General features: G+C 38.8%; 18 protein-coding genes. 4 read left to right on the top strand and 14 right to left on the bottom strand.

The window, feature by feature from the left end; all coding sequences use genetic code 11:
* Positions 1 to 18 precede the first annotated feature (18 nt).
* The 4 genes from ACRD64_RS05965 to ACRD64_RS05980 all read left to right on the top strand — a co-directional run bounded on the left by ACRD64_RS05965 (position 19) and on the right by ACRD64_RS05980 (position 5055).
* Positions 19 to 1119 (top strand): polysaccharide lyase family 7 protein, encoded by a 1101-nt coding sequence (locus tag ACRD64_RS05965; protein ID WP_430932318.1) that lies wholly within the window; start codon positions 19 to 21, stop codon positions 1117 to 1119.
* 87 nt (positions 1120 to 1206) lie between these two features.
* Positions 1207 to 3537 carry a polysaccharide lyase 6 family protein gene (locus tag ACRD64_RS05970; RefSeq protein WP_430932319.1) on the top strand — a complete coding sequence of 777 codons (2331 nt, stop codon included), beginning with the start codon at positions 1207 to 1209 and terminating at the stop codon, positions 3535 to 3537.
* Positions 3538 to 3726: 189 nt separating this feature from the next.
* Complete coding sequence (locus ACRD64_RS05975; RefSeq protein ID WP_430932321.1) at positions 3727 to 4497, top strand: SDR family NAD(P)-dependent oxidoreductase; 771 nt, start codon at positions 3727 to 3729, stop codon at positions 4495 to 4497.
* Positions 4498 to 4620: 123 nt separating this feature from the next.
* Positions 4621 to 5055 (top strand): RbsD/FucU domain-containing protein, encoded by a 435-nt coding sequence (locus tag ACRD64_RS05980; protein WP_430932322.1) that lies wholly within the window; start codon positions 4621 to 4623, stop codon positions 5053 to 5055.
* Positions 5056 to 5100: 45 nt separating this feature from the next.
* On the opposite strand, the gene ACRD64_RS05985 is transcribed toward ACRD64_RS05980, so the two are convergent.
* From ACRD64_RS05985 to ACRD64_RS06050, 14 genes are all read right to left on the bottom strand, one after another.
* Complete coding sequence (locus ACRD64_RS05985; protein WP_430932323.1) at positions 5101 to 5286, bottom strand: hypothetical protein; 186 nt, start codon at positions 5284 to 5286, stop codon at positions 5101 to 5103.
* Positions 5287 to 5512: 226 nt separating this feature from the next.
* A complete protein-coding gene (locus ACRD64_RS05990; protein WP_430932324.1) occupies positions 5513 to 6520 on the bottom strand; it encodes a PfkB family carbohydrate kinase in 1008 nt (335 codons plus the stop codon).
* Between the two features lie 239 nt (positions 6521 to 6759).
* Positions 6760 to 7506, bottom strand: coding sequence for a sulfite exporter TauE/SafE family protein (locus ACRD64_RS05995; RefSeq protein WP_430932325.1), 747 nt, complete (start codon positions 7504 to 7506; stop codon positions 6760 to 6762).
* Positions 7507 to 7963: 457 nt separating this feature from the next.
* The gene (locus ACRD64_RS06000; RefSeq protein ID WP_430932326.1) at positions 7964 to 8725 is read right to left on the bottom strand and encodes an SDR family NAD(P)-dependent oxidoreductase; all 762 of its coding nucleotides are present in this window, start codon (positions 8723 to 8725) and stop codon (positions 7964 to 7966) included.
* Positions 8726 to 8908: 183 nt separating this feature from the next.
* Complete coding sequence (locus ACRD64_RS06005) at positions 8909 to 10204, bottom strand: MFS transporter (protein ID WP_430932327.1); 1296 nt, start codon at positions 10202 to 10204, stop codon at positions 8909 to 8911.
* Between the two features lie 107 nt (positions 10205 to 10311).
* A complete protein-coding gene (locus ACRD64_RS06010; RefSeq protein WP_430932328.1) occupies positions 10312 to 10683 on the bottom strand; it encodes a cupin domain-containing protein in 372 nt (123 codons plus the stop codon).
* A 95-nt stretch (positions 10684 to 10778) separates the two neighbouring features.
* A complete protein-coding gene (locus tag ACRD64_RS06015) occupies positions 10779 to 13004 on the bottom strand; it encodes a heparinase II/III domain-containing protein (protein ID WP_430932329.1) in 2226 nt (741 codons plus the stop codon).
* Positions 13005 to 13373: 369 nt separating this feature from the next.
* Entirely contained in the window at positions 13374 to 15620 is a 2247-nt protein-coding gene (locus tag ACRD64_RS06020; protein WP_430932330.1) for a chondroitinase-B domain-containing protein, read from the bottom strand.
* 36 nt (positions 15621 to 15656) lie between these two features.
* The gene (locus ACRD64_RS06025) at positions 15657 to 16931 is read right to left on the bottom strand and encodes an Nramp family divalent metal transporter (protein ID WP_430932331.1); all 1275 of its coding nucleotides are present in this window, start codon (positions 16929 to 16931) and stop codon (positions 15657 to 15659) included.
* Positions 16931 to 19180: a heparinase II/III family protein gene (locus tag ACRD64_RS06030; RefSeq protein WP_430932332.1), complete on the bottom strand. Its 2250-nt coding sequence runs from the start codon at positions 19178 to 19180 to the stop codon at positions 16931 to 16933. Before ACRD64_RS06030 ends, ACRD64_RS06025 begins: the two co-directional genes overlap by 1 nt.
* Before the next feature lie 97 nt (positions 19181 to 19277).
* Positions 19278 to 20630: a RagB/SusD family nutrient uptake outer membrane protein gene (locus ACRD64_RS06035; RefSeq protein ID WP_430932333.1), complete on the bottom strand. Its 1353-nt coding sequence runs from the start codon at positions 20628 to 20630 to the stop codon at positions 19278 to 19280.
* 10 nt (positions 20631 to 20640) lie between these two features.
* On the bottom strand, positions 20641 to 23811 hold the full coding sequence (locus tag ACRD64_RS06040; RefSeq protein ID WP_430932334.1) for a SusC/RagA family TonB-linked outer membrane protein: 3171 nt from the start codon (positions 23809 to 23811) through the stop codon (positions 20641 to 20643).
* 205 nt (positions 23812 to 24016) lie between these two features.
* The gene (locus ACRD64_RS06045) at positions 24017 to 24733 is read right to left on the bottom strand and encodes a FadR/GntR family transcriptional regulator (RefSeq protein WP_430932335.1); all 717 of its coding nucleotides are present in this window, start codon (positions 24731 to 24733) and stop codon (positions 24017 to 24019) included.
* 527 nt (positions 24734 to 25260) lie between these two features.
* Positions 25261 to 26706: an IPT/TIG domain-containing protein gene (locus ACRD64_RS06050; protein WP_430932336.1), complete on the bottom strand. Its 1446-nt coding sequence runs from the start codon at positions 26704 to 26706 to the stop codon at positions 25261 to 25263.
* Positions 26707 to 26708: the final 2 nt, after the last annotated feature.

Consider the following 26708-nt stretch of genomic DNA (forward strand, 5'->3'; position numbering starts at 1 on the left):
AAACTAAACGATAAAAAAATGAAAAAAAACATTGTCACCTCATTATCAACGTTCTTAATCCTTGGTATTATATTAATACTACATAGCTGTTCCATTACTGCTAAAGAAACGAATAACAAAGAAACGCAAAAAACAGTTTACGCAAGTGACATTACTCCATTTTTCAATGATTGGAAATTGATTTTAGGTGATGGTTCAAATGTTGGTCATGCAAACAATTTTGAGCATAAAGATTTCTTCTATACTGCATATGATGGTAAAAACAATTGGGTAGTTTATAAAGCTCCCAATGCGGGAAATACCCATGGAACATCAAACAATACAAGAACAGAATTGGCTCAAGTAAAAAAATGGACACCTAAAACTGATGCTAAATTGTCAGCTACACTTAAAGTTATGAATGTATCATCTACAGGTGATGCTCGGGTGGCAGCTTCGTATGCTGTAGTCATTGGCCAGATTCATAGCGCGGATGGACATGAAAACGAACCGCTTAAAATATTTTATAAGAAATTCCCTGGACACAGCAAAGGTTCCGTTTTTTGGCATTATGAAATTAATACAGCAGGTGATGACAATTCTGTAAGATGGGATTATTCAACAGCTGTTTGGGGATATGACTTTTCTGTGGTTGGTAGCGAAGAAAACGCCTATCCGGAAGAACCTAAGGAAGGAATCGAATTAGGTGAAGAATTTAGTTACGAAATCGAAGTGAAAAATGGGTTAATGTACCTAACATTCACAAGTGAAGGTCATGACACCAAAACATTTACAAAAAACTTAATCAAATCAGAGTACACAACATCTGCCGATATTCCTAAACAAACACAGGATCTATTTGTGCCAATCGGTCAAGACGGCGTAGAGCGAGAAAATGCCTATGCCGATGAAGGTCTTTTTTTTAAGCTAGGGACGTACAATCAAACGAATGGGAAATCTCCCGAAATAAATAAAAACTGGTGTTCCGGTGCTGAAACACATGGCGGTAATATTCAAAAACAATATGCAGATGGAAACTATGCTGAAGTTTGGTTTAAAACAGCAAGTTTATATGTGAGCGATGATGCTGTGTCTAACGAAGGCTATTTCACTAAAAATGATTACTTGTACAAGAAATAAATACAAATGTCTAATCAAGGATAATCTATCACCCCAAGCCTTGTTCTTTTTTTATCACTAGGGACACCCATTAAAACTTTTATCGACATGAAAAATATATATCTATTATTTGCAAGCATTTGTATCATAACCCTGTCTTGTACAGATGAAAACAAAAAAAACCTTGTAACTGATATTAATGAATTTAATGAAGCAGTCGAAAATGCTGTACCAGGCTCAATAATTACATTAGCAAATGGGGTTTGGAAGGATGCTGAATTGGTTTTTGAAGGAAAAGGCACAGAAGAGAAGCCCATTATACTTACTGTAGAAGAAAAAGGAAAAGTAACTTTAGAAGGAGCATCAAATCTTCAAATTGCTGGTGAGTTTTTACACGTAGAAGGATTGGTTTTTAAAAACGGCTACACACCTACTAATGCCGTAATATCTTTTCGTAAAAACAGAAAAGAAATGGCAAGTAATTGTCGTCTAACAGAGTGTGTTATTGACAACTACAACAACCCAGAGCGTCAAGTACAAGATTATTGGATTACTATTTATGGGAAAAATAATCGTATAGACCATAATCATATTGTAGGTAAAAAGAATTTGGGAGTTACCATGATTGTTGGTTTAGATACGCAAGATAGCAGAGCAAACAATCACAGTATAGATCATAATTATTTTGGACCAAGACCTACATATGGAAATAATGGAGGCGAGACATTAAGGATAGGTACAAGTCATCATGCCTTAGAAAATTCTAATACCTTAGTAGAGTCTAATTATTTTGACAGATGTAATGGAGAGCATGAGATTATATCAAATAAAGCGTGTCAAAATACCTTTAAATACAACACCTTTTTTGAATGTACAGGTACTTTAACCATGCGTCATGGAAACGAAACCATGGTTGATGGTAATGTGTTTATTGGAAACGGTAAACCAAGCACCGGTGGAGTACGTGTAATTAATGAAACGCAAACCGTTATAAACAATTACCATATTGGTTTAACCGGTTATCGTTTTAGAGGCGCATTTGTAATGATGAACGGAGTGCCAAATTCGCCACCAAACCGTTATGTTCCGGTTATCGATTCTAAAGTAAAAAACAATACGTTTATCAATTGTGATCATATTCAATTATGTGCAGGAAGCGATGCTGAAAGAAGTCAAGCACCTAAAACATCCGAGATTTCAGGAAATATTTTTTATCATGAAAGCAAGAAAAACCTTTTTACGATTTACGATGATATCAGCGGAGTGACTTTTAAAGATAATATTCTGGGCGAAAACCTAGAAACCAGTATTAAAGGTGGATTTAAAAATGCGGTTATCAAACTGGTAAAAAATGAACAGGGATTCTTAATTCCGCAATCCGATAAAATCAAAAACAAGGTCACGATCAGTCCAAATATAGCAACTAAAGAAAACACAGGGGTTACATGGTATTCTAAAGCAGACAATACTACAGCCCTAAATTCAGGTAAAACCATTAAAGTAGCAGCAGGTATTAATACCTTATTCGAGGTTGTAAAAAAATCGGAGGCCGGAGATATTATAGAACTGGAAAATGGCGGAACATATCTGTTAACCAAAGCGGTTCAAATCAAGCATCCATTGACTTTTAAAACTGCAGGAGTAGAAAAGGCTACCATTTTATTTGAAAGAATGATGGCTTTCGAAATTCAGAATGGTGGTAGTTTATTTCTGGAAAACATCACTTTCGATGGCGCAAAATCTCCTGATTATGCAGGTAATTCGGCCATAAGTACGAGCAAGAAGTCAATGATTGAAAATTATAAATTATTCATAGATAATTGCACATTTACAAATTTTGTCGTAAACCATTCTTTTGATGTGCTACGAGTCTCTAAAGGAACCTTCGCAGATACCATTAGTATTCAAAACTCAACATTCGAAAATATTACAGGACACATTGCCGCATTGGATAAAGAAACTGATGACATAGGGGCTTATAATGTGGAATATATGATCATGAAAAACAATACAATTACCGACGTACAAGGTGCAGCATTGCGCTTATATCGGGGCGGAAAAGATGAGAGTACTTTTGGCCCGTTTTTAGAAATTGAGCATAATGTATTTGACCATGTGGGTTATGGTAACAAAAATAAATACAAAACAGCTATTTCTTTATATGGTGTACAGGTAAATAATATCAACAATAATATTTTTAATAATACCAAAGCCCTGGAAATGCATTTGGTAGTTGGTGAGCCTATCGTAAATGTTTTAAACAATAATTTCTACAGATCAGACAAACTTAAAGTTACTGGCGATCAAAAATATAACGTTAAAAATTTATGGACATTAAAACCAGACTTTATAGAAGGCACCTATCAATTGTCAGATAAATCAGGTTTAAAAGGGAAAGCCTTAGATGGTTCAGATTTAGGAATTGTTTCTAAAAAATAGTACGATACAAAAAGAGAAGTCCTACTGAGCTGAATAATTAAACGAACGCACCATATTTTACATAAGTAATGACATGCAGTTTGCCAAATATCAAGTTTGGATAGGATTACACACCTGAATCATTCATTACGTCTTAAAATAACATCTCTTTATGAGTACCATTATTAACTCTATTAATATAGTAATAACATGAAAGAAACTAATAAGTTAACCGGAAAAAATATTCTTATAACAGCTGGTGCTCAAGGCATTGGCGAATCAATCACCAGACACTTCATTGATAGCGGAGCCAACGTCGCCATCCACTATTTTTCTAGTGCAGATACTGCGAACCAATTGGCGGAATACGCAACTAGCAAAGGACAAAAAGCGGTTGCAATAAGTGGTGACTTAACAAAAGAAGCCGATGCGAATGCATTGGTCGAAAAAACAGTAGAAGCGCTTGGTGGATTGGACATACTAATCAATAACGCAGGTTCACTTGTTGCACGCAAAATGCTTAGTGAGATGGAGGCCGAGTTCTGGCACAAGGTAATGGACATCAACCTCACATCCATGATGTTTGTTACGCGAGCTGCAGCTCCTTATCTGGCAGAAAACGATAACAGCAGTATTGTTAATTTGGCATCGCTCGCCGGGCGTAAAGGGGGTCACCCAGGGTCGTTGGTTTATTCTACCAGCAAAGGAGCTATCCTAACGTTTACAAGAGCACTTTCGTCTGAATTGGGGCCTCAAGGAATAAGGGTTAACGCCGTTGCTCCTGGTCTTATCCTTGGAACTTCATTTCACAACACGCATACAACAAAAGAATCAGCGGCCGAAACAACGGCTGGTATTCCAATCCAACGAGCAGGTAACGCAGATGACGTAGCGCGTGCGGTTTTATATCTGGCATCTGAATACGACGGTTTTATTACTGGTGCTACGCTCGATATCAATGGTGGTGTTTATAACATGTAGTTCATCGTTGAATGATATGTGATTTGACCCTAAACTATATGCTATTTTTTTAACAAAACAGATAAACACCAGAAGCTAAATAGCACCTGGTGTTTATATTTACCAAATTCAAAAAATAACGATATGCTAAAAACTCCGGTAATACACCCAACCATTATGGAAGTGCTTGCGCGTTCAGGCCATTTTGCACAAGTTGTTGTTGCAGACGGTAATTTACCAGTCGGTGCCATGACAGGTCCTAATTCCACCACCGTACACCTTAACTTTCGCCCGGGGTTATTAGATGCACTCACCGTGCTTGAAGGCATTTTGGAAGTATGCCCTATTCAAGGTGCAATCGTTATGGAAAAACCTGCTGAGGCAAACGCAGAAATACATGATGCTTATAAAAAATTACTGGGGGACGTAACGTGGGACGAGATGGAACGCTGGGCCTTCTACGACAAAATCAGGGAACCTGCCACCACTTTGATTATTCAGACGGGCGAACAGCGTCGCTTCGCTAATTTGATTCTAACTGTCGGTGTCGTAAAAATGGCTGAAGAAAGTAACTTTTAACAACTTAAAATCCATTTACTGAAGATGAGCGTAGTAGATCAATTTTTAGATAAAAAAAAGCTTGCCAGAAGGAAATCCGATGGATAATACGTTAACAATATCCTGTTTTCCAGTGGAAATGATACTGTCAATTTTGTCTTTTTCAACATTCCCAAACATACGGACTACAACATCAACCATCATTTCAAACCTGTATTCAGGCATATTTACGTCTGATAACTTAATAAACATGCCAACGCTTTGAAGCACTCAATAACTTTAAGAGCCAATAATTTAGCAGCAGCTAAATCCTTATTATCTCCAGTTACGTTGAATATCTCACCCGCTAAGGTAGCCCAACATTCAGGTAGTTTATCTGCTAATCATTTTAAATATGGAGGAAAATTAAACTCTATATCCCTTGCTTTACTGTAAACACAATATCAACAACATACCTATATTTACTTCAAATATTCATCTATAGGGATTTCATATTCCGCTCAACCTCATCTACTGTAACCAAATTGGCATCTCCCAATATCGTATGCTTCAGACTTGATGCCGCCAAGGCAAAATTAAGGGTTCGTTGATGATCCGTTAGCCAATTCAGCATTCCATATATCACTCCAGCTGTAAATGCGTCCCCTCCCCCAACTCTATCTACAATGTGGGTAATTTCATAAATAGGTGTTTCAATGAGTTCCTTTCCGTTAAACATTAAACCCTGAAGCTTATTATGGCTGGCACTGACATTACCCCTCCTTGTGGTAACTATATTTTTAATTTTGGGATATTTTTCCATGACCATTTTCGAGGAGCTAATAAAGGATTCTTTCGTGAATTTTCCGCGGATACTTTCTCCAACCTCAATACCCATGGCCTGCTCGGCATCATACTCGTTACCGAAAATCACATCGCACATGGCCACCAATGGAGGCATGACCTGATTCGGCGTTTTACCATAATTCCACAGGTTCGACCTTAAATTTATATCACAGGAAATAGTAATCCCCTTTTTATGGGCAGCTCTAACACCTTCTTCCAAGGCTTTTGTGGGTTCTTCCGCAATGGCAGCACTTAAACCCGACCAATGAAACCACGTTGCATCCTCTAACACTGTATCCCAATCAATCATTCCGGGCTTCAATGTTGCGAACGATGAGTTGTCTCTATCATAGACCACTTTTGACCCTCTCTGGTCTGCTCCGGTTTCCAGAAAATATATTCCTAATCGTTTCCCTCCCGACAAAACCTGGCTGGTATCTACGCCAAACTTTTTGAGCGATTTAATACAAGCATTACCTATATCATTGGCAGGAAATCTGCTTACAATGCCCGTGTTCACATTAAAGTTCGAAAGAGAAATGGCTACATTGGCCTCACCACCTCCGTATGTAACTTGCAATTTATCCGCCTGATGAAACCTTAGATGTTCTTCAGTAGATAACCGTAACATTACCTCTCCAAATACTATAACTTTTCCCATAATACTTTATCTGATTTTGACTGGATTTATTGACTAATCCACGATGATACGTTTAAATTTTGAGCCCCATTCCGGGATCTCAAACGGATACCTACTCTGAAATACCCTGAATCAAATTCGGGGCTAATTAAATTAAACCACAAGCGTGCTTGAATTTGAAATGCGTTTGCCTTATGCATTTAACAGCTCAGTTGGAACAAAGCCAATAAATATATTCTTATCATCTTGTTTAGTAACATTTAAAACAGCCAAAGCTTAACTGCCATTATCACAATAGCTACCAAAAGAAATCTTTTTATCCAGACATCTCCTTTTTTGATAGAGAAATGACTGCCCAACCAACCTCCGGTTGAGCTTCCGATGGCCACCACTAAACCAACTTTCCAATCGACAACATCTTGCCATATAAAAACAGCCAGAGCCGACACAGTATATATTAAAGCCACAGTTACCTTTATGGCATTGGTCTTTAAAAGGCTGAAACGATTAATTTTAACCAAGGATAAGATCATGATAAAACCGATACCTGCATGTAGGAACCCTCCATAAATACCAATAAAGAAAAACGTTATAACTCCGATAAGTCGATTCTTATACCCCATCTTTTCCTCTTGACCAACCTTAAATTTGGGGCTTGTAAGGATCAGCCCAGCCACTACGACCATCACAATCGATAGTATTCTATTCAATAGTTTTTCGGGGATATCAACAGCTATAAACGCTCCGATAACAGCACCCAACAAAGCCGACACACCAAGGTAAACAGGATAACTGCCTGATATGACTTTATTCTTTTTAAAATTGGAAACGGACACAATATTTTGTGCCAACAATGCCACCCGGTTTGAAGCATTGGCCACAACAGATGGAACACCAAGAAAAATCATCAGGGGAAGGGTTATTAACGATCCTCCTCCGGCAATTACATTGATAAATCCGGCGGCCAAACCTGCTAAAACAAGCAATACATAATCAAGAATAGTCATACGATAGTTAAAAGTTTATAAAGTTGAAAGAACTTTTATTTTAGTTTATGAAAAGGTAAGTCCGCCGTTAATAGCTAATTTAGCATCAGAACGAGTTAATTTTAAAGAAACCTGACGACTCATACCGCTATTTTAATTTTATTAGCGCTACCCCTACCTCCAGAACTAATGGGTGCATGCTGTATTAAAGCTAACATTAATTCCCGAAAACAACTTCGGGACAGGTCGTTCCGCAGTATTGAGAAAGGCTATCGCTATTATACCAGCTGCTAATTTCCAAAGTCAAATAGGTATAATATCCCCAGCTCCACATTAGATACGACCACCCTTCCTTGTAAACCCACTAATTTTTAAATTCAAAACTATTGTCTAGTCTAGATCACATATTTGCCGCACTAAAACACCTAACAGGTTTTAAAAACCTGTTAGGTGTAACATAATGAGTAGTTTAAAAATATTATATGCCTAGTGCTTGTCCACCACCAATTTGAATAGTTTCAGCCGTAATGAAAGAAGCATCATCGCTTGCTAAGAAGGATACAACTGAAGCAACTTCTTCCGGTTTACCTATTCTTCCTAACAAAATATTATTTTTCCACGAAGCAAACACTTCAGGCTTCGTTGATTTTATTTGCGCATGGAACGGCGTATCAATAGTACCCGGAGATACTGCGTTTACCCTGATTCCGTATTCAGCTAAATCCTTTGCCAATGCTCTTGTTATTGCATGAACACCGGCTTTTGATGTTCCGTAAACACCAGCTCCGGGGCCACCCGCATTCCATCCGGCATTTGAGGTATAATTGATGATTGAAGCATTTTCCCCTTTTTTAAGGAAAGGAATAGCCGCCCTTGAAGCAAAAAATACTGAATCAAGGTTCAACGCCATTACAAACCTGTAGAATTCGGTGGTCATTTCTTCAAACCTGGATCTTCCTCCTAATCCACCTGCATTGTTTACCAATAGATCAATTTTACCATATTTTTTACCGATTGCATTGATATTAGAAGTCACTTCTTCTTCTTTGGTAACGTCGAAGCCATAGTACTCCGCCGTAATTCCTTCAGCGGCAAGCTCTTCTACCCTTTTAGCTCCTTGTTCATCTTCAATACCGTTTAAAACCACGGTATATCCGTCTTTACCTAATCTTTTGCACACTTCAAATCCGATACCTCCGGTTGCTCCTGTTATTACGGCTACTTTACCTTTTTTTTCCATTTTATTTAATTTTAAGTTTGTAATTGTTATTATGCAAATTGATGATAAACTCAACACCTGCCGGCAGAATTACTACCAATAATGACTTACCGGCAGGTAGTTGAGAAACACATCAAACGTTTTTATTTTCAGCTGTTAATTATTGGTTATCATACCTTTAGATTTTAAAATCCCTCAATCCGGCTATTCCTCAACACTTTCTACCGATTGAATTTTGCGGGCAAAGAAATAGATGGCTCCAATTCCCAGCGGCACAAATGCCGCAATTCCAATAAATATTGGTGTATAAGAAATTTCTGCAATCATAGGTACCAGAAAGTTCATCACGATTACCGAGAATACGCCAACCATTCCGCCTAACCCAGCTAAAGAACCCACTGATTTTCCACTAAAGAAATCGCTTGGTAAAGTCTGTACATTTCCGATGGCAAACTGAAACCCAAATAGTACCATGAAAACAATCAGTACAAAAGCCAAAGCTGATTTAGCAAATAATACCGTTGCAACCAGTCCAAGGAACATGATCAGTCCTCCGATAAATATCGTAGTTTTACGCCCTTTATTTATGTTGCCTGTTTTCGATATTATTTGTCCGGAAACCCAACCTCCTGCAATACTACCTAAAGCTGCTCCAACATAAGGAACCCATGCAAACATACCTACCTGTTTCACATCGAATCCGTATACATCAAACAGATATATGGGCATCCAACCAACAAATAACCACCATATGGGTTCCAGGAAGAATCGTCCTACAACTATTGACCAAGACTCGCGGAAACTCAGGATTTCCATTAAACTTTTTCCTTTAATACCTTCGGTATCCTTTTGATCTGCTGCACTTTGACCTTCAAGAATATAAGTTCTTTCCTCGTCCGTCATCCAGGGATGTTTCTTAGGCCCGGCCTTATTGATTATTAACCATGGAATAATCCATAGAATACCAAAAGTACCCACAACCATAAACGTGGTTCTCCATCCAAACGCCACGAATAACATGGCAATAAACGGCGGAGCAATAACGGACCCGATAGAGGCACCTGCATTAAACAATCCCTGCGCAATGGCACGTTCCTTAATCGGGAACCACTCTGCGTTACTCTTAACCGCACCCGGCCAGTTACCCGCTTCAGAAAAACCAAGCAAACTACGGAAGATACTAATAGATAAAAAACCACGAACTGTAGAATGCAAGAATGAAGAAAGACCCCAGACACCTATGGACAATACATATCCAATTCGGGTACCTACTTTGTCAAATATTTTGCCGGTAAATAACTGTCCAAGGGCATAAAACACCATGAAAATGTTTAAGATATTTCCATAATCATCTTTGGTTAAACCTAAAGCCTGCGAAATAGAACCATCCACATTTTCATTCCCCCACATAATTGAGAGGGCACTTCTGTCGATATAATTAATTACGGTGGCCAAAAAGATTAAGCCAATTATCCACCATCGAAAACCTTTAATTTTCATATTTTTTACAGTATTAAGATTAAAGTACAAAGTATAAAGACTTGAGCATGAGAAAACATTTCAGATGAATGATCTTTATACTTTTGTCTTTTTACTTATGACTAATTTTATTTTTTTCCAAAGTACGACACCCCACTACCATCCAGGAAGTCTTCGCGAACAGGGGCAAAAACGTCGATCAGGATACCCGGTTCAAGGCACAAAGCTCCGTGAATTAAATTAGGCTCGATATACACTCCGTCGCCACCTTCTACAATCTTTTTTTCCCCGTCGATGTTGAACTCAAACTTACCACTTGCACAATACGTGGCTTGGGTGTGAAAATGTTGATGCGGAGTTCCTTCTGCACCTTTTTCAAATTTTACCTGAACCATCATAATTTGATTGTCCCATCCTAAAAACTTGCGGCTTACACCTCCGCCAAGTTCTTCCCACTCCATATTGGCAGTGGAAATAAATTTTTCGCTTGATCGTTTCATAATATTCTAATTAGCACCAAGTAGAAAATGTTAAGATATCAGACCAACAGGTCATCTTGCCTTCTACCTGATTTTTTGTTTATAATAGATTTACATTAATTTTTAAACAGATGAAAAGGACCCTTCCAGGTATATTGTTTGCCCGCAATATTAGTTGAATGCTCCTCGGAAGGGTCGCTTTTTGCATTGGCAATGGCCAATATTATGGTACTTGTTTTAACTGTTTTTATCTCTACAATTGTGTAATCTTTATTATTTATCAAAGTCTTCACACCGTTTACCATTCCCACATGGTCTTCAACCAGTTCTGTTTCGAAATTTTTATTGCCATGTACCTCAATGGTGTTTACAAAACAAGTTGAAGCCTGATGGTTACGACGGAACAAAAAACCTGCTTCGTTACGCAACGAGAAATCCGGATCGTTGGCTCCAATCCGCGTAAAGAATATTTCATCGTTTGGCGCAGCTTCGCTGGTCAGAGTATAAAAGCGGCCATCATGGATCCAAACCGTTTGGCTGATATCTGCTGATGGTTTTCCTTTTGCTTCTTTCCACAGGTGTTGGTAACCAAAGTCGCTTCCCATCGTTTCCATTTGTGATGTGAATCTCTCATAATCGGTATTGGTGTATAGCAACTGACCTTTGTAATAAAAGGGCAGGTCAAAGGTATGTTTCTTATCATCCTCAATCCTGAATATATCAACGATTAGAGGGGATGTAAAGGTTTCGCTATCCTTGATAAGAGCTATCGTCCTTTGCGCTTTAGCTGTTCCGTAGGCGTGGTTTTCCTTGGCACTCATAATGGCAATTTCTTTGTTCTCAACATTGAAAAACCATCTTTCTGCCGATGTTTTCTCTGCCTCCTTAATCTCGTTATTGAACTGTGTTTTTTTGTCCATTACCACTGTATTGTGTGCCACCGTTTGTTTAGCCCAGGTGGTGTTTTCAGGTAGATATCGTCCACCGTTTTTATATTCCACATTTACATACCTGGCTGCACCATAATCAGAGAGAATCTCGTTTCCGTTTTCGTACATCATCATGCCTAAACGGTCGAAGTGTCCGTGTCCCATCCCTTGCGAAGCATATTTCATGGTAACACAAATAGCGTCTTTATGGGGGTTTCCCCTGAGAATCCCGACAGCTCCCTGTTTACCTTCAGCTCCATCCCTCAGCTCCATCGACAACCACTTAAAAGGTTTGGCTTCGCCTTTGGCAATATCCCTGGCCACCTGCAAACCAGCCTGGCTTATGACCACTTTGCCTTGCTCTTGCGCAATACTCAACAGCTCTTTTGATTCGGGGAAAGCCTGATAAACAATGTCAACCGCATTTATTAATTCCGGTGCCTTATAATTCATGTATTTTAGAGCATCATTAAAAGGAAAGAATTTCCCATCAGTATTGGTCATTTGAAGGGTTGCCAAAACAGCCTTTTTTAGAATCTGCTCTCGATATTCAAATATTTTATAATCCGGGTTGTTGTTGTCAATAGCCTGGGCGAACAACATATAAGGCAACAGTGCATAACGCTGGTAATAGGGACCTTCCATGTAATATCCATCTGGAGAAAACAGCAGATCTACCTGGGCATAAAACCCTTTAGGCTTGTCCTTATGCTCTTCTGTATCAACACCAAACAAAGCCCTTTTCACAAACTCATCGTTGTTCATGGCATAACCTGCCATACCAACGGCAGCACAAGCCCAAACGGCATGATTATGTATACGGTTAAAAACAAAAGCGGACTCTACGGATAAGAAATTGGCATAAGGAACCAACAAGTCCTCTTCTATCTTTTTTTTATCTTCCGCCGATAAATAACTTTTAATACAATCGAAGGCTTGCGAAGTATAAACCATCCAAACCGCATCGTTTAATTGCTGCCAAAAAATACGCCCAGGCGCATAAGACTTCTTAATGGGATGATCGCCCAAAGTTGGATACATCTCGGCATATTCCAACAGCATGTTTTTAGTAAACTCCGCATATCGCTCCTCTCCTGTTAGTTGCCAGATAATGCCTGCCCCGTACATGGTGATATAATTTTGTTTATGGCGGTTGTGGGTGTATCCTCCAGCCGGGTCTTTGGGTATCGGAACATGAATCCCATTTGCCATATCCGCATCGGTTTCGGCAACCAAAGCCTCAAAGGACTTATCCAATAACGGAAGTTTACCTAATTCATTTCTGATATCGTTTACCCCTTGGTTAGTCAGAATTACGTTGGGGCTGTTTTCTTCCGATTGGTGCGGAACGCATAGTGTTAATATTATACCCAAGGTGATGATTCCGGCGATATTAAATCTTTTCTGTTTCATTAAAGAACTAATTTTAATATGGATGATCAATAGAAATTGCCTTGCAATTCTATTTTAGTTTAACCGCATTTTTTTTGCGAATTACACGAATTTGTTTTTAATCCCGGAGGTTACCCCAGGCTAGTCTGGTATCTACCGAAGTAATTTCGGAACTACCTTTTCCGCAAAATTGCGGAAGGCTCTTTGGGAGTTAAAACGATTATCCCAAACTTGTCATTAGTCTTCATTTCAATGCCAATTCGATGATCAAAATCTAAACATTACTTATAATACAGCAATGTGAAATTTTCTATCTCCATAGCAATCGGGACGGCTGATGCCTATTGTCATTAAGAATTTTTTAACTTCCTAATGACAGATCCCGGATTATCATTTTAACGCTTTACCGTTAACGCTTACATTGCTGGCGTTAAAGGATTTGTTATTGTATTTGATTCCATTTGAATCTGTAATTTCTATATGGCTTAAGTTGGTAATGGGTTCTCCATTACTCATGTATAAATCCAGGTAGTTACAATTGTCCATTTTTAAGTTGGAGATAGTATTCACCTGAACGCCATGGGTATAAATAGCTGAACCTGTTTTGTTTCTCTTTCCGTTCCCTACATTGGCAAGAGTACATGTTTCCAATTTTAAGGACGGGCCAAAGGTGCTTTCGTCAGTCCCCCCCCTATATAGGTTTATTACTGCCCCTTGAACATCTTTAAATTCCGAGTTTTCGATCACCACGTATTCCGCATTATAAATACCCAGATCATCTGTTTCTTTGTTTAACAACATGATGTTTCCTGTGATATTGCTAAAAAAACAATTACGAATCACAATAGAGTCGGCCATAGTGTTCTTATACACTTTTAAAAAATCGAACGAATGGTTTACATCCAAATCAGTGACCTTGCAGTCTTCCATTAAAAACTTGTAGTTGCAATTCATGGAATAATGACTGGTACTTACGATGCTGTTTCCTGCATAATCCGGTGATTCTGCACCATTTATTTCAATTCCCTTCAGTTTTAAGCCACCGCCGTTGGCAATCATAAACATCTCCGCTTTGCTTGATTTTATGATTGGCTTAATATCCTGACTCGCACTTTTAATGGAAACGGGATGCCCCAACTCCATGCTCTTATCCATAACATAGTCGCCCGATTCGACCAAACTTAATATATCGCCGGCTTGACTTGAAGCAATAGCATTGAACAAAGTATTCAGCCCAGCTTTAACCTCTATTACTCTTCCTGTATCAAATTGCAGCTCCCCTTTTTCTTTTGCATACCAGTTAACCCCGGTATTTTCGGTTGTTGCGGCTGGTTTTGCTAAGGTGCAACCGACCCCTTTATCCGTTTGGGGCATTTTATACCCAAATTCATTCGCCACAACCTCCAATTTGGTCGGCGTCATTTTGTTTTCAATATTATTAAGATTATCGCCTATGAGGTTGTTTTTAAACTCAATACCAGCAACATCGTCGTATACGGTAAATACATTATCCTTTTTATCATGATAGAAAACATTGTTTTCGATAATCGAGTTAATTGGTATGGCGGTTCGCTCTTCGTCGCTTCCTGCACATAATTGAATATGGTCGCAATTTACAAATGTGTTGTTGGCGAACACACCTCCATCTACCTGATGGTAACGGTTAATAGCCGAATTAGGTACGCCGTTCATAATAACCAACGCCCCTCTGAATCGATATCCTTTTAAATCGCTGAAATAGTTGTTAACAGCTTTATTTCTTTTGTTGATGATCCTGATTCCGCCCGTATAATCTTTTTCATTTCCGAGGAAAAAATTCCCTTGTGCAACATTATCGTTCCCGTGACGATAAGTCAAAGTTCCCCTGCACTCGTAAAAAGTGTTATCGATAAATTGGTTGCCACACGATTTGTTTGAGATGATTTCGTGCTCACCGTCGCAACTTTCGAAGTAATTACTATCTACTTGAGATGTACAAGTGGAAAGGGAGTAATGAGATGTGCCCAAACGAAGTGTTTCACCGCCATTGGCACCTAAATTTTGCCTATAACCAAAATAGTTATGGTCAATTCTGTGGTTATTCTCCCGGCAATCCTCATCAACCATCCTAACGGCCATGGTTACCCCTTTGTTTCTTTTATCTACCAGGTGACAATGGTCAACCCGGTTGTTTTTACCGTATAACGAAATCCAATAGGTCGACTCCATTCTCTCTGCCGGGTTAAAGTTATCCACCACACACTCGGTCACACGGCAATGGTTGGCATACACGCCCTTTTTCTTTTTAAATGAAATGACTTCGCTAGTTGGCGTATATCCATTGGTAAAAACCAATCCTTCAACAATTAAATGTTCTCCACTAATACTGATGCGAGATTGACCTTCGAGGGTTACTTTACCTTTGTCCTCAACAGTTAGTTTGATGGGGTTTCCAGCAGTTCCTTTTGCATCAAACTTAAGTTCCGCATTGTTCCAAACCCCGTTGGCCAGCACAATTACGTTCCCCGGAACTGCGTTTTTAACGGCATTTTCAAACTCTTCAACTGTTTTAACAATGTTTCCTTTGGATTGTTGGCAACCCTGCAATGCCAATATTGCAAAGGAAAAAATAAGATAAGTTAAAAATTTTGTTTTCATTTTTATTGAATAGGTCATATTATCTTATCTGTTAATTCAAAAATAATTCATCACAGCCATTATACCATTATATGATATAACAAGTGAAAAAATAAGCGCCAATACCAGGCCTATGTTTATAAATACACTAATCCTATGGTTGCCCATGCGTTTTTTATTGTTGGCAAGAACTATGATTCCAATGATTACAAGCGGCAAAACAAACACATTAAAAACCTGCGTAAGTATCTGTGCCTGAATAGGATTTTTCCCTAAAATCGGAACTAGTAACGCAACCAATGCTGCTATGGCTGTCACAATCTTGAATTGTTTGGAATCGGTATCCAATTTTCCTTCCTGGTAATCAGCCAGTAGCAAAGGGGCAATCATCAGGCATGGGAATATAGAGGACAGCCCGGCACTTAATGTTCCAAAAACAAAAATGGTCAGCGCAAATCGTCCGGCAATTGGTTCCAGTGTGTTCACCATGTCAAGCACTTTGGTAACCACTTTCCCCTCATGGTAAAGAGCTCCACTAGCTACTGCCATTATAGAGCTGCTAATTAGAAAAACCAGGATTGCGGCTGTGATCGAATCGTTTTTCTGCTTTTTTAAGTCTTTGATTGTCCAGCCTTTTCCGAGAACAAAAAGCGGTCTTGAAAGAAAAGTGGCTGCTGCCATAGTGGTACCAACAAAGGCAGCGGTTAACATTTGACCTCCTTTAACATCCGGAATTGACGGGATCAATCCACTAATGATTTCTTTGGGTTGTGGAAATACGAAAAACAGCGATGCTATAAATGAAACCCCCATTATCGTTACAAAAATCACCAGTACCTTTTCGAAAAACGTGTATTTACCCACCATTAGCAGCCCGTAAAATGTAACGATAATTACAATGGCGATAACCAGTACAAATTGATATTCCGAATTACTGATCGAAGGATAATAAATCGCAATAATTTCGTAAATCATGTTCGCAGATATGCCCAATATCCCTGTGAGTGAGTTCCATTGCCCGAAAGAAATTCCAACAACAATCAATATCGCAATTACTTTTCCGGCCTTCAGGTGGTTTTTAAATCCAAACAAAGCGGTTTCTCCGGTTACCAGGGTATATTTTCCATACGTATAAATTAAGATACCAGAGAAAATACAACTTAGCAACAACACCCAAAGCAGTTGCATACCGAATGTACTACCGGCAACTATCATAGATGTTACACTGCCCGTTCCAATGGTGTAACCGATAGCAAAAATTCCGGGTCCAAATGATAGGACAATAGCTAATAGCTTCTTAAAAAAGTTTTTGTTTGAGGTAGTGCTATGCATTATAGTTTAATTTTTTCTCCAGGTTTTATACTGGCGTTATGTATTTCAACTGTCTGAATTCCGCAGTTGGTTATCTCAAGTTTTTCATTTTTAACATCCAGCCACAAATCAGTCTTTGAATTTATAATTACTTTTTTTCCATTTATAACAATTTCCGATACACCCATAAACAGGTAATCATTATCATGATAAATAATTTGCCGGGCATCCGTTTTAATATTTTCCGGGCAATTTTCTGCAGAAACAAGTCTCCAATTGTTGGCTTTAAAATTTTCGTAATCGTCCACCATCAGGCGTTCTTCGAAACCTTTAAAAGGGAACAGCAATGTCGTCCACGAACTTTCATCCTGAAAAACTTTTCCGAAAACTGTTCTGCCCTTTCCTCGTGTTGAGGTTTTTGAGATTTTTTGAGCAGGACTGCCCAGTTGAATAATTTCAAGTCCCCCACCATTAGGGAAGACCGATCGTATATGACGTCCTTCTTTTTCAACATCATAGTGACCTTGCCAAAGCTGTTGGGCAGTATGTTCTGTATTATCTGTTATAAATTTATCGCGGACGACCCAGAATCCATCCTTTATAAAAATTACAGAGCGGAAAATTTGTGTGTTTTCGTTTTGATAACCATTGTGTGTGCCTGCAAAGAAATCGAAATGCTTGGAGGTATGCCAGGCGAGTACTTCAGGTACGGGTAATCCAAGCCACTGGCCGTAACCACTGCCGCCTTTGTTCCCTTTCCATGTACGACCCTGCGGAATAGAATCCAGCAAAGGCACGTTCTTCACCCACGAGTTTTTAAATTCGGCCAGGTCACTTAAATAATAGCGAACCTGATAATTTGGCAACACCATATTTCCGTAGGCGTAAGCCTGAACCCCTAACATGTCGCCATGTTGATGCGATTGTTTTTGGGGAGTAATGCCTGCCGAAATAATCATATATAAATCATCCTCATCCCATCCGTTTCGCATCACATAGTATCCGGTTTCCGACAAGGCGCATGAGCCTATCATGGGATCTTTTTTCTTAACCGTATTTAATCGCGTAAGCTGTTCCGGTTTTAAAAACCAATAGTACTCGTATGCCACTTTTGACGATGCAAAATACGCATACTCAGGCTGTCCGAACAGCACTGTACCCAATGCCATTGTATGGTCAATTGTGTTGAACTCCGCCCAAGGTGAATCCGTATCATCCTGCAGCACGGAAGCTTTCTTATTTGGCAGGGCAATTTTCAGCAATACGTCAAAAAGCCCTTTAATTCTTGTTTCCCAAATCGGGTTTAATTCAATATTATTCAATAAGGCTAATTGGTAAGGGTAAAAATAATTTTCGATATCATCGATGTGGTAATGAACCGAACGCTCAAACTGAAAACCATCGGAGTAAATTTCTTTTTCGAGGTGTTCTTCAAGCCGTTTTAACGCACGTTGTTTCCATAGGTCGGCGCCCTCTATTTCGGGAAAAAGGAATGCCAGCATAGCCAAAGCGCTCATACCCCGGGTTTGATGGTTTCCCTCGGTGTATTCGGGGCATTGATGATACAATTTTGCAGCCGTATGTAAAAAGGTACGAATCATCTCTAATTGCTGGTTGGCAGCGTATTCAGCAGAAGGTAATAAAGTTTGATGTACCTGCAACCAATTATATACCCTGTTTCCGGCACGATACACTTCGTAAACGCCGTTGCCATCTTCAATGGTTTCGAATTGATTGTTGTTGAATGCTTCATTCAATGATTTAGCCTGTTCCGGAATGTAATCCAAATATTTTTTATTGCCTGTATAATGATATAATAATGCAATGCTTCCGGCTTTGTGTTGCCGGGTAAGATGTCGGTAAGGGTAGGAAGTAACCGTTTCGCCTTTTAAATTCTCAAAACCTATTTTCCATTGGGTTGAAGCCGGATATAAATCCAAATGTTTTGACGCTTCTTTGCTATGAAATTCTTCGCGGTCCGAATACAACTGATTGTATTCGGCGAAACGGGTTTCAAAATTTTTCCAATCAAAAAAGTAACGTTCCGAAAAGCGTTCTTTAAAATAGTTTGCCAGCTTGTCGAGGGCTTCTTCTTGTTTTCCGGTTTTGTATTTATCTTGTATTTCTTTTAACTCAGCGCTATAACTAACATCCAATAATTCAATTATTTCCTTATTGGTTGGAACATGGTCGTACGGAACCAAGGTACTTTGTGCAACCACGTTGAAAGGAAGAATAAACAAACAGATGTAAATAGCTTTATGAATCATTTGTTCTATTTTTTTATAAGAATAACTTAAGCTTTTGAAGAAGGAACAGGATTAATCCTGTTCCCTTATAAATAAAAGCTAACAACCTTATTAACTATTAATAACCGTCATTTTGAGTGATTACACCATCGGTTGCAAGAATTTCCGAGACAGGAACAGGAAATAAATAATATTTATTATCAAATGATACTCCCATTTCAGATTGCGCAGTACCTGTTCTCACCAAATCAAACCATCTCTGACCTTCAAAGGCCAACTCCAGTCTTCTTTCGTCAGCAATAGCCTGCCTAACCAAAGCCTGCGTATTAAGAACCGTATGATCCAAAACAGTTAATCCAGCTCTGGTTCGTATAGGATCCAATAGATCAAGTGCGGCCTCTCTGGCTGCCTCACTATCCGTATTTTCATTCAACGCCTCAGCATATAACAGAATAACATCCGCTAATCTTAGTTCAATCCAGTCGTGTTCTGCACCTAAACCACCTTCTTTAGGAAATTTCACAGCCGTTTTTCCTTCAGGGTGAAGGGTTACCGCTCTTCTTAGATCTCCCCCAACAAGTGTATCATTAGCAACAGCATCAAAAGCGGCCACTAAGTCCGGATCTACAGGATAATCAGCTTTTGGATCATCTCCAACATACCAATTCCAAAAACGGGAAGCAAAAGCATATTCATCTTTGATAGAACTTGATATCTGGGTTGAAAAAATAATTTCAGAATTCTCCACCTCATTTGCCGCACCAAAAATCTCATCAAAGTTCTCTTTTAAACTAATCCCAGCAGCATCAGCTCCGTTTATAACAGCAGCTAACTCCGTTGCAGCACTGCTGAAGTTGCCCATTTGCATGTACACTTTACCCAGCATTCCCTGAGCTGCGTATTTAGACGCTCTACCATCTTCTATTTCTGCATCCAAAGCCGCAATTGCATCAGTTAAATCAGGAATGATAACGTCATTATAAACATCAGCAGCTGGCTGTCGTACTAAAATAGACTTATCTGTCAGGCTTGGTTCGGAAGACAGATTTACAGTGACATCTCCAAAAACTTTTACCAATTTAAAGTATGACAAACCCCGTAAAAATTTAGCTTCACCTACCTCAGTAGCATCCGATGAATTTTCAATTACGCTATTTGCAGTTAATATTGACTTGTATAAAGCGGTGTAGTAAGGGCCGAAGAATTGATCTTCCATAGCCGTTAAACCATTATCGTATTCATCAAATTCAGTGTACGGAGCTTCGTCCATTAGTGCATTGTCAGACCTGAATTCACTCATCACTGCTATTGGTGTTGTAGTACCTAGCTGATAGTAATATGCTGCATTCAAAACCCCCTCAAATTCTGTCAAAGCATCTGAACTGGCGATATTAGGTGGGTATTGATCCAAATCTTCACATGCTGTTGTGATCAATAACAATGTGACCAAGAATATATATATAGTTTTCATCTTTTTTTATTTAAAAATTAACATTTAAACCAAAGGTAAAAGTTCTAACGATTGGACTTGCTCCTACTTGCGCACCATACGTAGTTGGCCCTAAATAATCACTACCCGAAGTTTTTACACCCTCCGGATTATATGAGGTGTAATTATCTGCCATTAAATACAATAAGTTAGATGCGGTACCATATACTCTAACAGAACTTAAGCCTACTTTATTCACCAATTCTTTTTTAAGCGTATAACCAATGGTCAGGTTTCTCAACGCTACGTAAGAGGCATCTTGTATCATAGCGTCTGTTTGATATCTGTTCGCGATATAATGCTCTCCATTATGATCGGCAATACCATCGTTATTGGCATCAAAACTATCCAATAATCTTCCACCCCATTGCGATTCATAGTAAAGCGGGTCGATATTGTAAACTTTTGCTCCGTGAGATCCCTGGAATTGGAACGACATGTCAAAATCTTTATAGCTCAAGTTATGCGTCATTCCCCAGTAGAAATCCGGTGTATTTGATCCTAATTTCACCAAATCACCACCATCCTCAACGCTTCTCGTATTATCAATTACACCATCTCCATTTTGATCTACTACATAAGATTCTCCGGTCGCATTGTTAGGATGTCTCGTCCCATCTTCTAAATAGAGCATTTCAACATCTCCAATGGTTTCCAATCCCCACATTTCACCAATCTCACCACCTACATAGTTTCTAAACACCGGCCCCCTGCCACTTTGGCCGTAAATTGCCTGAGGTAATTCATTCAGACCACCCAGATCCTTAATTTCTGTATTAACCGTAGAAAAGTTAGCATTAAAACTCCAGGCAAAGTCTTCTTCACTCATTAGCCTTGCATTTAGTTCAATCTCCACTCCAGAACTTCTCACATCACCGGAATTAAGTACTATGGAAGTAGTACCCAACACTTCTGAAACACTTTGATTAATTAAGATGTCTTCAATATCAGACGTATAGTAATCCACACCTAATGTAAAACGTTGACCTAAAACACCTAAACTAATACCATAGTTGGTCTCAGTATTAGATTGCCAAGTTAAATAAGGGTTTGCCACATTAGCCGGAATTAGATATCCGGTCCCGTACACTGTTGCTGTAGGCTCCAAAAGGCTCAACGCATCATAAGACCCTAAAAAAGATGTGGTTCCCAAAGAACCGGTACTAAACCTTAGTTTTAATTGGCTCAACACGTCACTATCCTGTAAAAAAGATTCTCTATGTAAATTCCATCCTAAAGAAAGTGCCGGGAATGTTTCGTATCTTTGGTTAGCGCCGAAACGAGAATCACCGTCTCTTCTTACCGATGCAGATACCAAAAAACGATTGTCATACGCATAGTTGATTCTTCCAAAAACACTCTCTCTTACTTGTTTCTCGTCCCTTTCGGTTACAATAATATCCTCAGGATCGAACAGGTTATAATTTAGAATATCGCTATCTGGCACGTTATTACCTTCTAAAGCGGTACCTCTGAAAGTGGTATTTTGAAATTCAAGTCCAGCTACCGCAGATATATCATGCTTACCAAACACTTTTGCATAACTTAAAGTAGTTACACTCAGTACTGATGCTACTTTTAAATCGGTTTGATCCATTGAAGTTTGAGAAGTCCGTGCCCTGGAATCAAAACCCAGTAATTGATGTGTATACTCTTGGGTATCTCTAAGATCCCCTCCTATAACGGTTTTTAAATCCAGCCCATCTAGAATGTTGTATTGTAAATAAGAACTAACGTTCGCGAAAAACGTTTTTTCATAATCCTTCGAGTTATCCAGCTTTGCCGCAGGACCTGCATCACCTGAGCCTCCAATACCGTTATTTGCCCTTCCGTAATGCCAGTCTTGCGCTGCCATACCAGGCTCTAAATCATAAATGCTGCTTGCTTCATACGTCGAACCTCTGTAACCATTGTCAAATGGATCTAATCCCAAAGCCTGAGCCTTGTCATTCAATGCTTGAACAAACGCAATAGACTCCTCAGTATGGTAAATAGGATGAACGCCATACGCTCTTAGAAGATCTCTCATGTCAACAGCTAAGATATCTCTATCGGATACAAATCCATTGAAACTTACACCTGTTTTGAACTTATCTCCCAATTTAGCATCAACATTCAAACGTGCGTTTATTCTTTCATAACCTTGCGTGATTACAACACCCTCAGCATTTTGATATCCAACGGAAGCAAAGTAGTTTACATCGTCAGTACCGCCACTCATGCTGAAGTCATGACTCATTGTACTACCATTTTGAAAAAGCCAGTCTTCCGGACTTATAGCACCAGGTGAATCCTCATAAGCACTTAACCTATACTCCACAAAAGCAGGGTCAACCTGGGAAAGGTCCCACTTACCGTCGGCAATCTCACTCCTTGCATGCGCAGCCCATTCCGGTCCTGACATAAGTATATTGTCACGGTACTTACTCGACGTGCTCACATAAGCATTGTAGCTAAAGCTTGCTTTCCCTGACTTTCCTTTTTTAGTTGTAATTAAAATAACACCATTTGCTCCCCTGGATCCATAAATAGCAGCTGAAGCGGCATCTTTTAAAATCTCCATACTTTCAATATCGTTTGGATTAACAGTTGCTAAATTTCCTGATATCGGAAAACCATCCACAACAATTAGCGGATTTGAGTCACCTGAAATAGATGAGGCCCCTCTAATCTGTATCTTTGGATCGGCACCAGGTGACCCGTCTTGAGATTGAACCATAACACCAGATAGCTTACCTACTAATGCATCATCTACACGAGTAACCGGAATAGCTGCAATATCTGCGCCTCCTATCTTTGCAATAGAACCAGTAGAATGTGACTTTTTTATGACTCCATAGCCAACTATCACTACCTCTTCCAGGTCGGCTGCATCAACTTCAAGTACCACATTGATCTCTGTTTGATCCCCTACTGCAATTTCCTGTGGGGTATATCCGATAAAAGAGAATATAATCGTGGGATTTTCGCCTTGCGTATTTAAAGAGTAGTTACCGTCAAGATTGGTAATGGTTCCGTTTGTAGTTCCTTTTTCGACTACGTTAACACCTATAAGAGGTGATCCGTCGCCAGCATCTGTCACCGTACCTGTAATTGTTTGAGCAATTACCTGGGTGAACAAACCTGTACATAATAACAATGTAAATAGAATTTTTCGCTTCATTTCATTAGAATTAAAACAATTAGATTTTAAATTTAGCTTTGTAATAACAATACGCGCCCTAACACAACCTCATATATTGTCCAGATGAATGAGTACGTCTATTGATTTTAAGGGATTTGCATTGAACAGTTCATCATAATGTGCATTGCCGCACTATTTTTCCACTTATCCAGAATCGACTTTCATAATATTTATAGAATTGAAATTATAATTTGTTTTTACTAAACTCCACTACATCCTGCAGGTGATCCATCAAGTGATTTTCGGCTTTTTCTCCGTCGCCGTCAATAATCGCTTGCAAAATATCCTCATGTTCCTTGATACGTTTCAATTTACGTTCATCGTCACAAACTTTTTCGGTAATATAGATTCTCATGATATCCGGAAGAATAATCAACAACATGGTTTTAATGACCGAATTATGACAGGCTTCCGCAATACGCAGATGAAATATAAAATCTTCATTTTCTGCAGGCAAGTCCTTTTTAGCGCGGGAATTATAGTTTTCTAAAGCTTTTTGAATGGCAGCTATATCTTCGTCCGTTCTTCGAACTGCAGCATGTTGCACAGAAAATTTTTCCATCATTACCCGGGTTTCTACCAAAGAATAGAAATCAGGCTTCTCAATTTTCATAATATTGGAAAGCAATCCTTCCATGGCTGTTATATCTACTCCGTTAACCACAACTCCGCTTTGTGGTAGCGTATTAAGAATGCCCACAAACTCCAATTTTTTTATGGCATCGCGGATATAAGTCCTGCCAACACCTAACTTTTCCGACAACTTACGTTCCGAAGGCAATTTATCCCCTGGCTTAAGGTATCCTGATATAATCAGTTCTCTTATTTGTCTGATTATCTTGTCAACCGGCGTTTCAACTTCAATTGTTTTAAAGCTATCCAATAATTCCATCATCTTCATTTTTACCATCTTTACAGCAACAGGTTGACCGATACACCTTAATAACCAACGCTTCTGCGATCAGCTTCCTAAAATAGAATCGAAACATTATCAGTGCCAAAACTGGTTTCATATCAAATAATTCATTTAAATCCTGATGCACACTAACTTTTTTTAAAAAATAATTATTGTCACACCATCAATTGGTTGACCAATTTACGAACTATTTTATAATTAACAAATTTTAAGAACACTTTTTTTTATAAAAAAAACATTTGAAACATCGAAATATTTAATCTATACTCATATATGTTAATCTTTTAACTCATATCCAACCCATCTTTAAAAAAGATAATTTGATCAAAAATGATATTTGGTCGACCAATTATATTAATTTTTGTAAACAAAAAATGCCGATAGAAAATTAAACTGAGTCTTTGGCTCGCTAGTCTCCAAACTCTCTTTAATTTTTATCGGCATTATAGTATTTGCAGGAAGGAAACGATCCTTCCTGTTTTAATACGGTCCTATTAAATTAATCCCTGCTATTATTTTTGGAAGTAGTAATTAAACTTGAAATACGAACCATCTCCGCTGGCCTGTCCAATATTCTCTGGAACATCAGCAACTGCTTCAATAATTTCAATAAAGCCATACTTCTCCACATCATTCCATGTTTGTTTAAACACAATTACATCTCCAGCTCCAAATTTGTCTTCATTTCCGGTACCGGTTGTGTAAATTTTAAGGTCACTCGAACTGGCACCAAAGTTGGCCACCACATCCGAATCAATATTGTTTAGTGTTTTATCCTTTACAGCATCAATGTACATTTTATGATCTGCATTACTTGGATCCAGCACTCCCATTTTAGATACTTTCACGCAGTTTTCTGTAGGCAGATTTACACCATCACATTTATAATTCTTAATTACACTGCCGGCATTTCCTGCTTGTCTTAACTGGATATAACCACTTTTAGAAGCATAGGCCAGTAAAGAAATATTTGGCTGTAACACAGTAAGCCAATCAGCACAAGCATCATACACCAATCCAGTATTAAAATCAAGGAAATACTCTCCTTCAGCCCCTCTCGGTTTTAGGGTAATATTTGCATAATAGTCTACTGTAGGCACAATTACCTCAAAACTTTCGTGAAGAGTGACAACTTGCGTACCACCAAAATAGCTTGCCTTAACTGTTACACCGCTGGCAGTAACAGCAAATTGATCTTCAGTCAGTGTAACCACAAGCTTTTCTCCTGTTTTACTGACAATTGAAGCCGACTCGTTGTTAAACAATATTTCATCGATCAAGGTGAGATTCTCACCTTCAAATACGATTTCGGTACCCGTTACACCCTGATCCGGAATGACAGTAAACTCAGGGAATATTCTGAATAATGTAATCTTCCCTGTGGACTGCGTTTGCTTAATCACGCCATCATCATTATACGAAAGGAGTACATTTGCAGGCTCTTCATCCTCTTCGAAGAAAGGTACTTCCACCAAAAAAAACGCATCATTGGCTTCCACAACATTGGCTTTTGATGTACCAAAATAAACACCATAAACAACATCCAGGTTAGTTCCTTCAATTTTCATTATACCATTTGGAAGCATCTGAGTGTCTTCAAAATCAGTAATAGCAGGCACAGGGTGAATAACGGTGAATTGGTCCGTCGACACCATTGTACCCACATTATTTTTAACTGTAATATTGCCGGAAACAGAACCTTTATCAAGTTTTGCTACCAACTCATTATTACTAACGCGATACTTAATCGTCGTCAGACTATCTCCGAAATAAACCGCAGTAACCTCTCCTAAATAGTCTCCTTTTATGGTAATCTCATCCTTATAACTACCTGTCGTTGGTTCAAAACTTTCCACTACAGGCGCATTTTCTTCTACTGTATTATATACTAACTCCTCATTACATCCATAATTAAATGTAATCATTAGCATCAATATCATTATACTAACATTTTTCATTT

This window comes from Saccharicrinis sp. 156, assembly GCF_050589685.1.
Lineage (GTDB): Bacteria > Bacteroidota > Bacteroidia > Bacteroidales > Marinilabiliaceae > Saccharicrinis.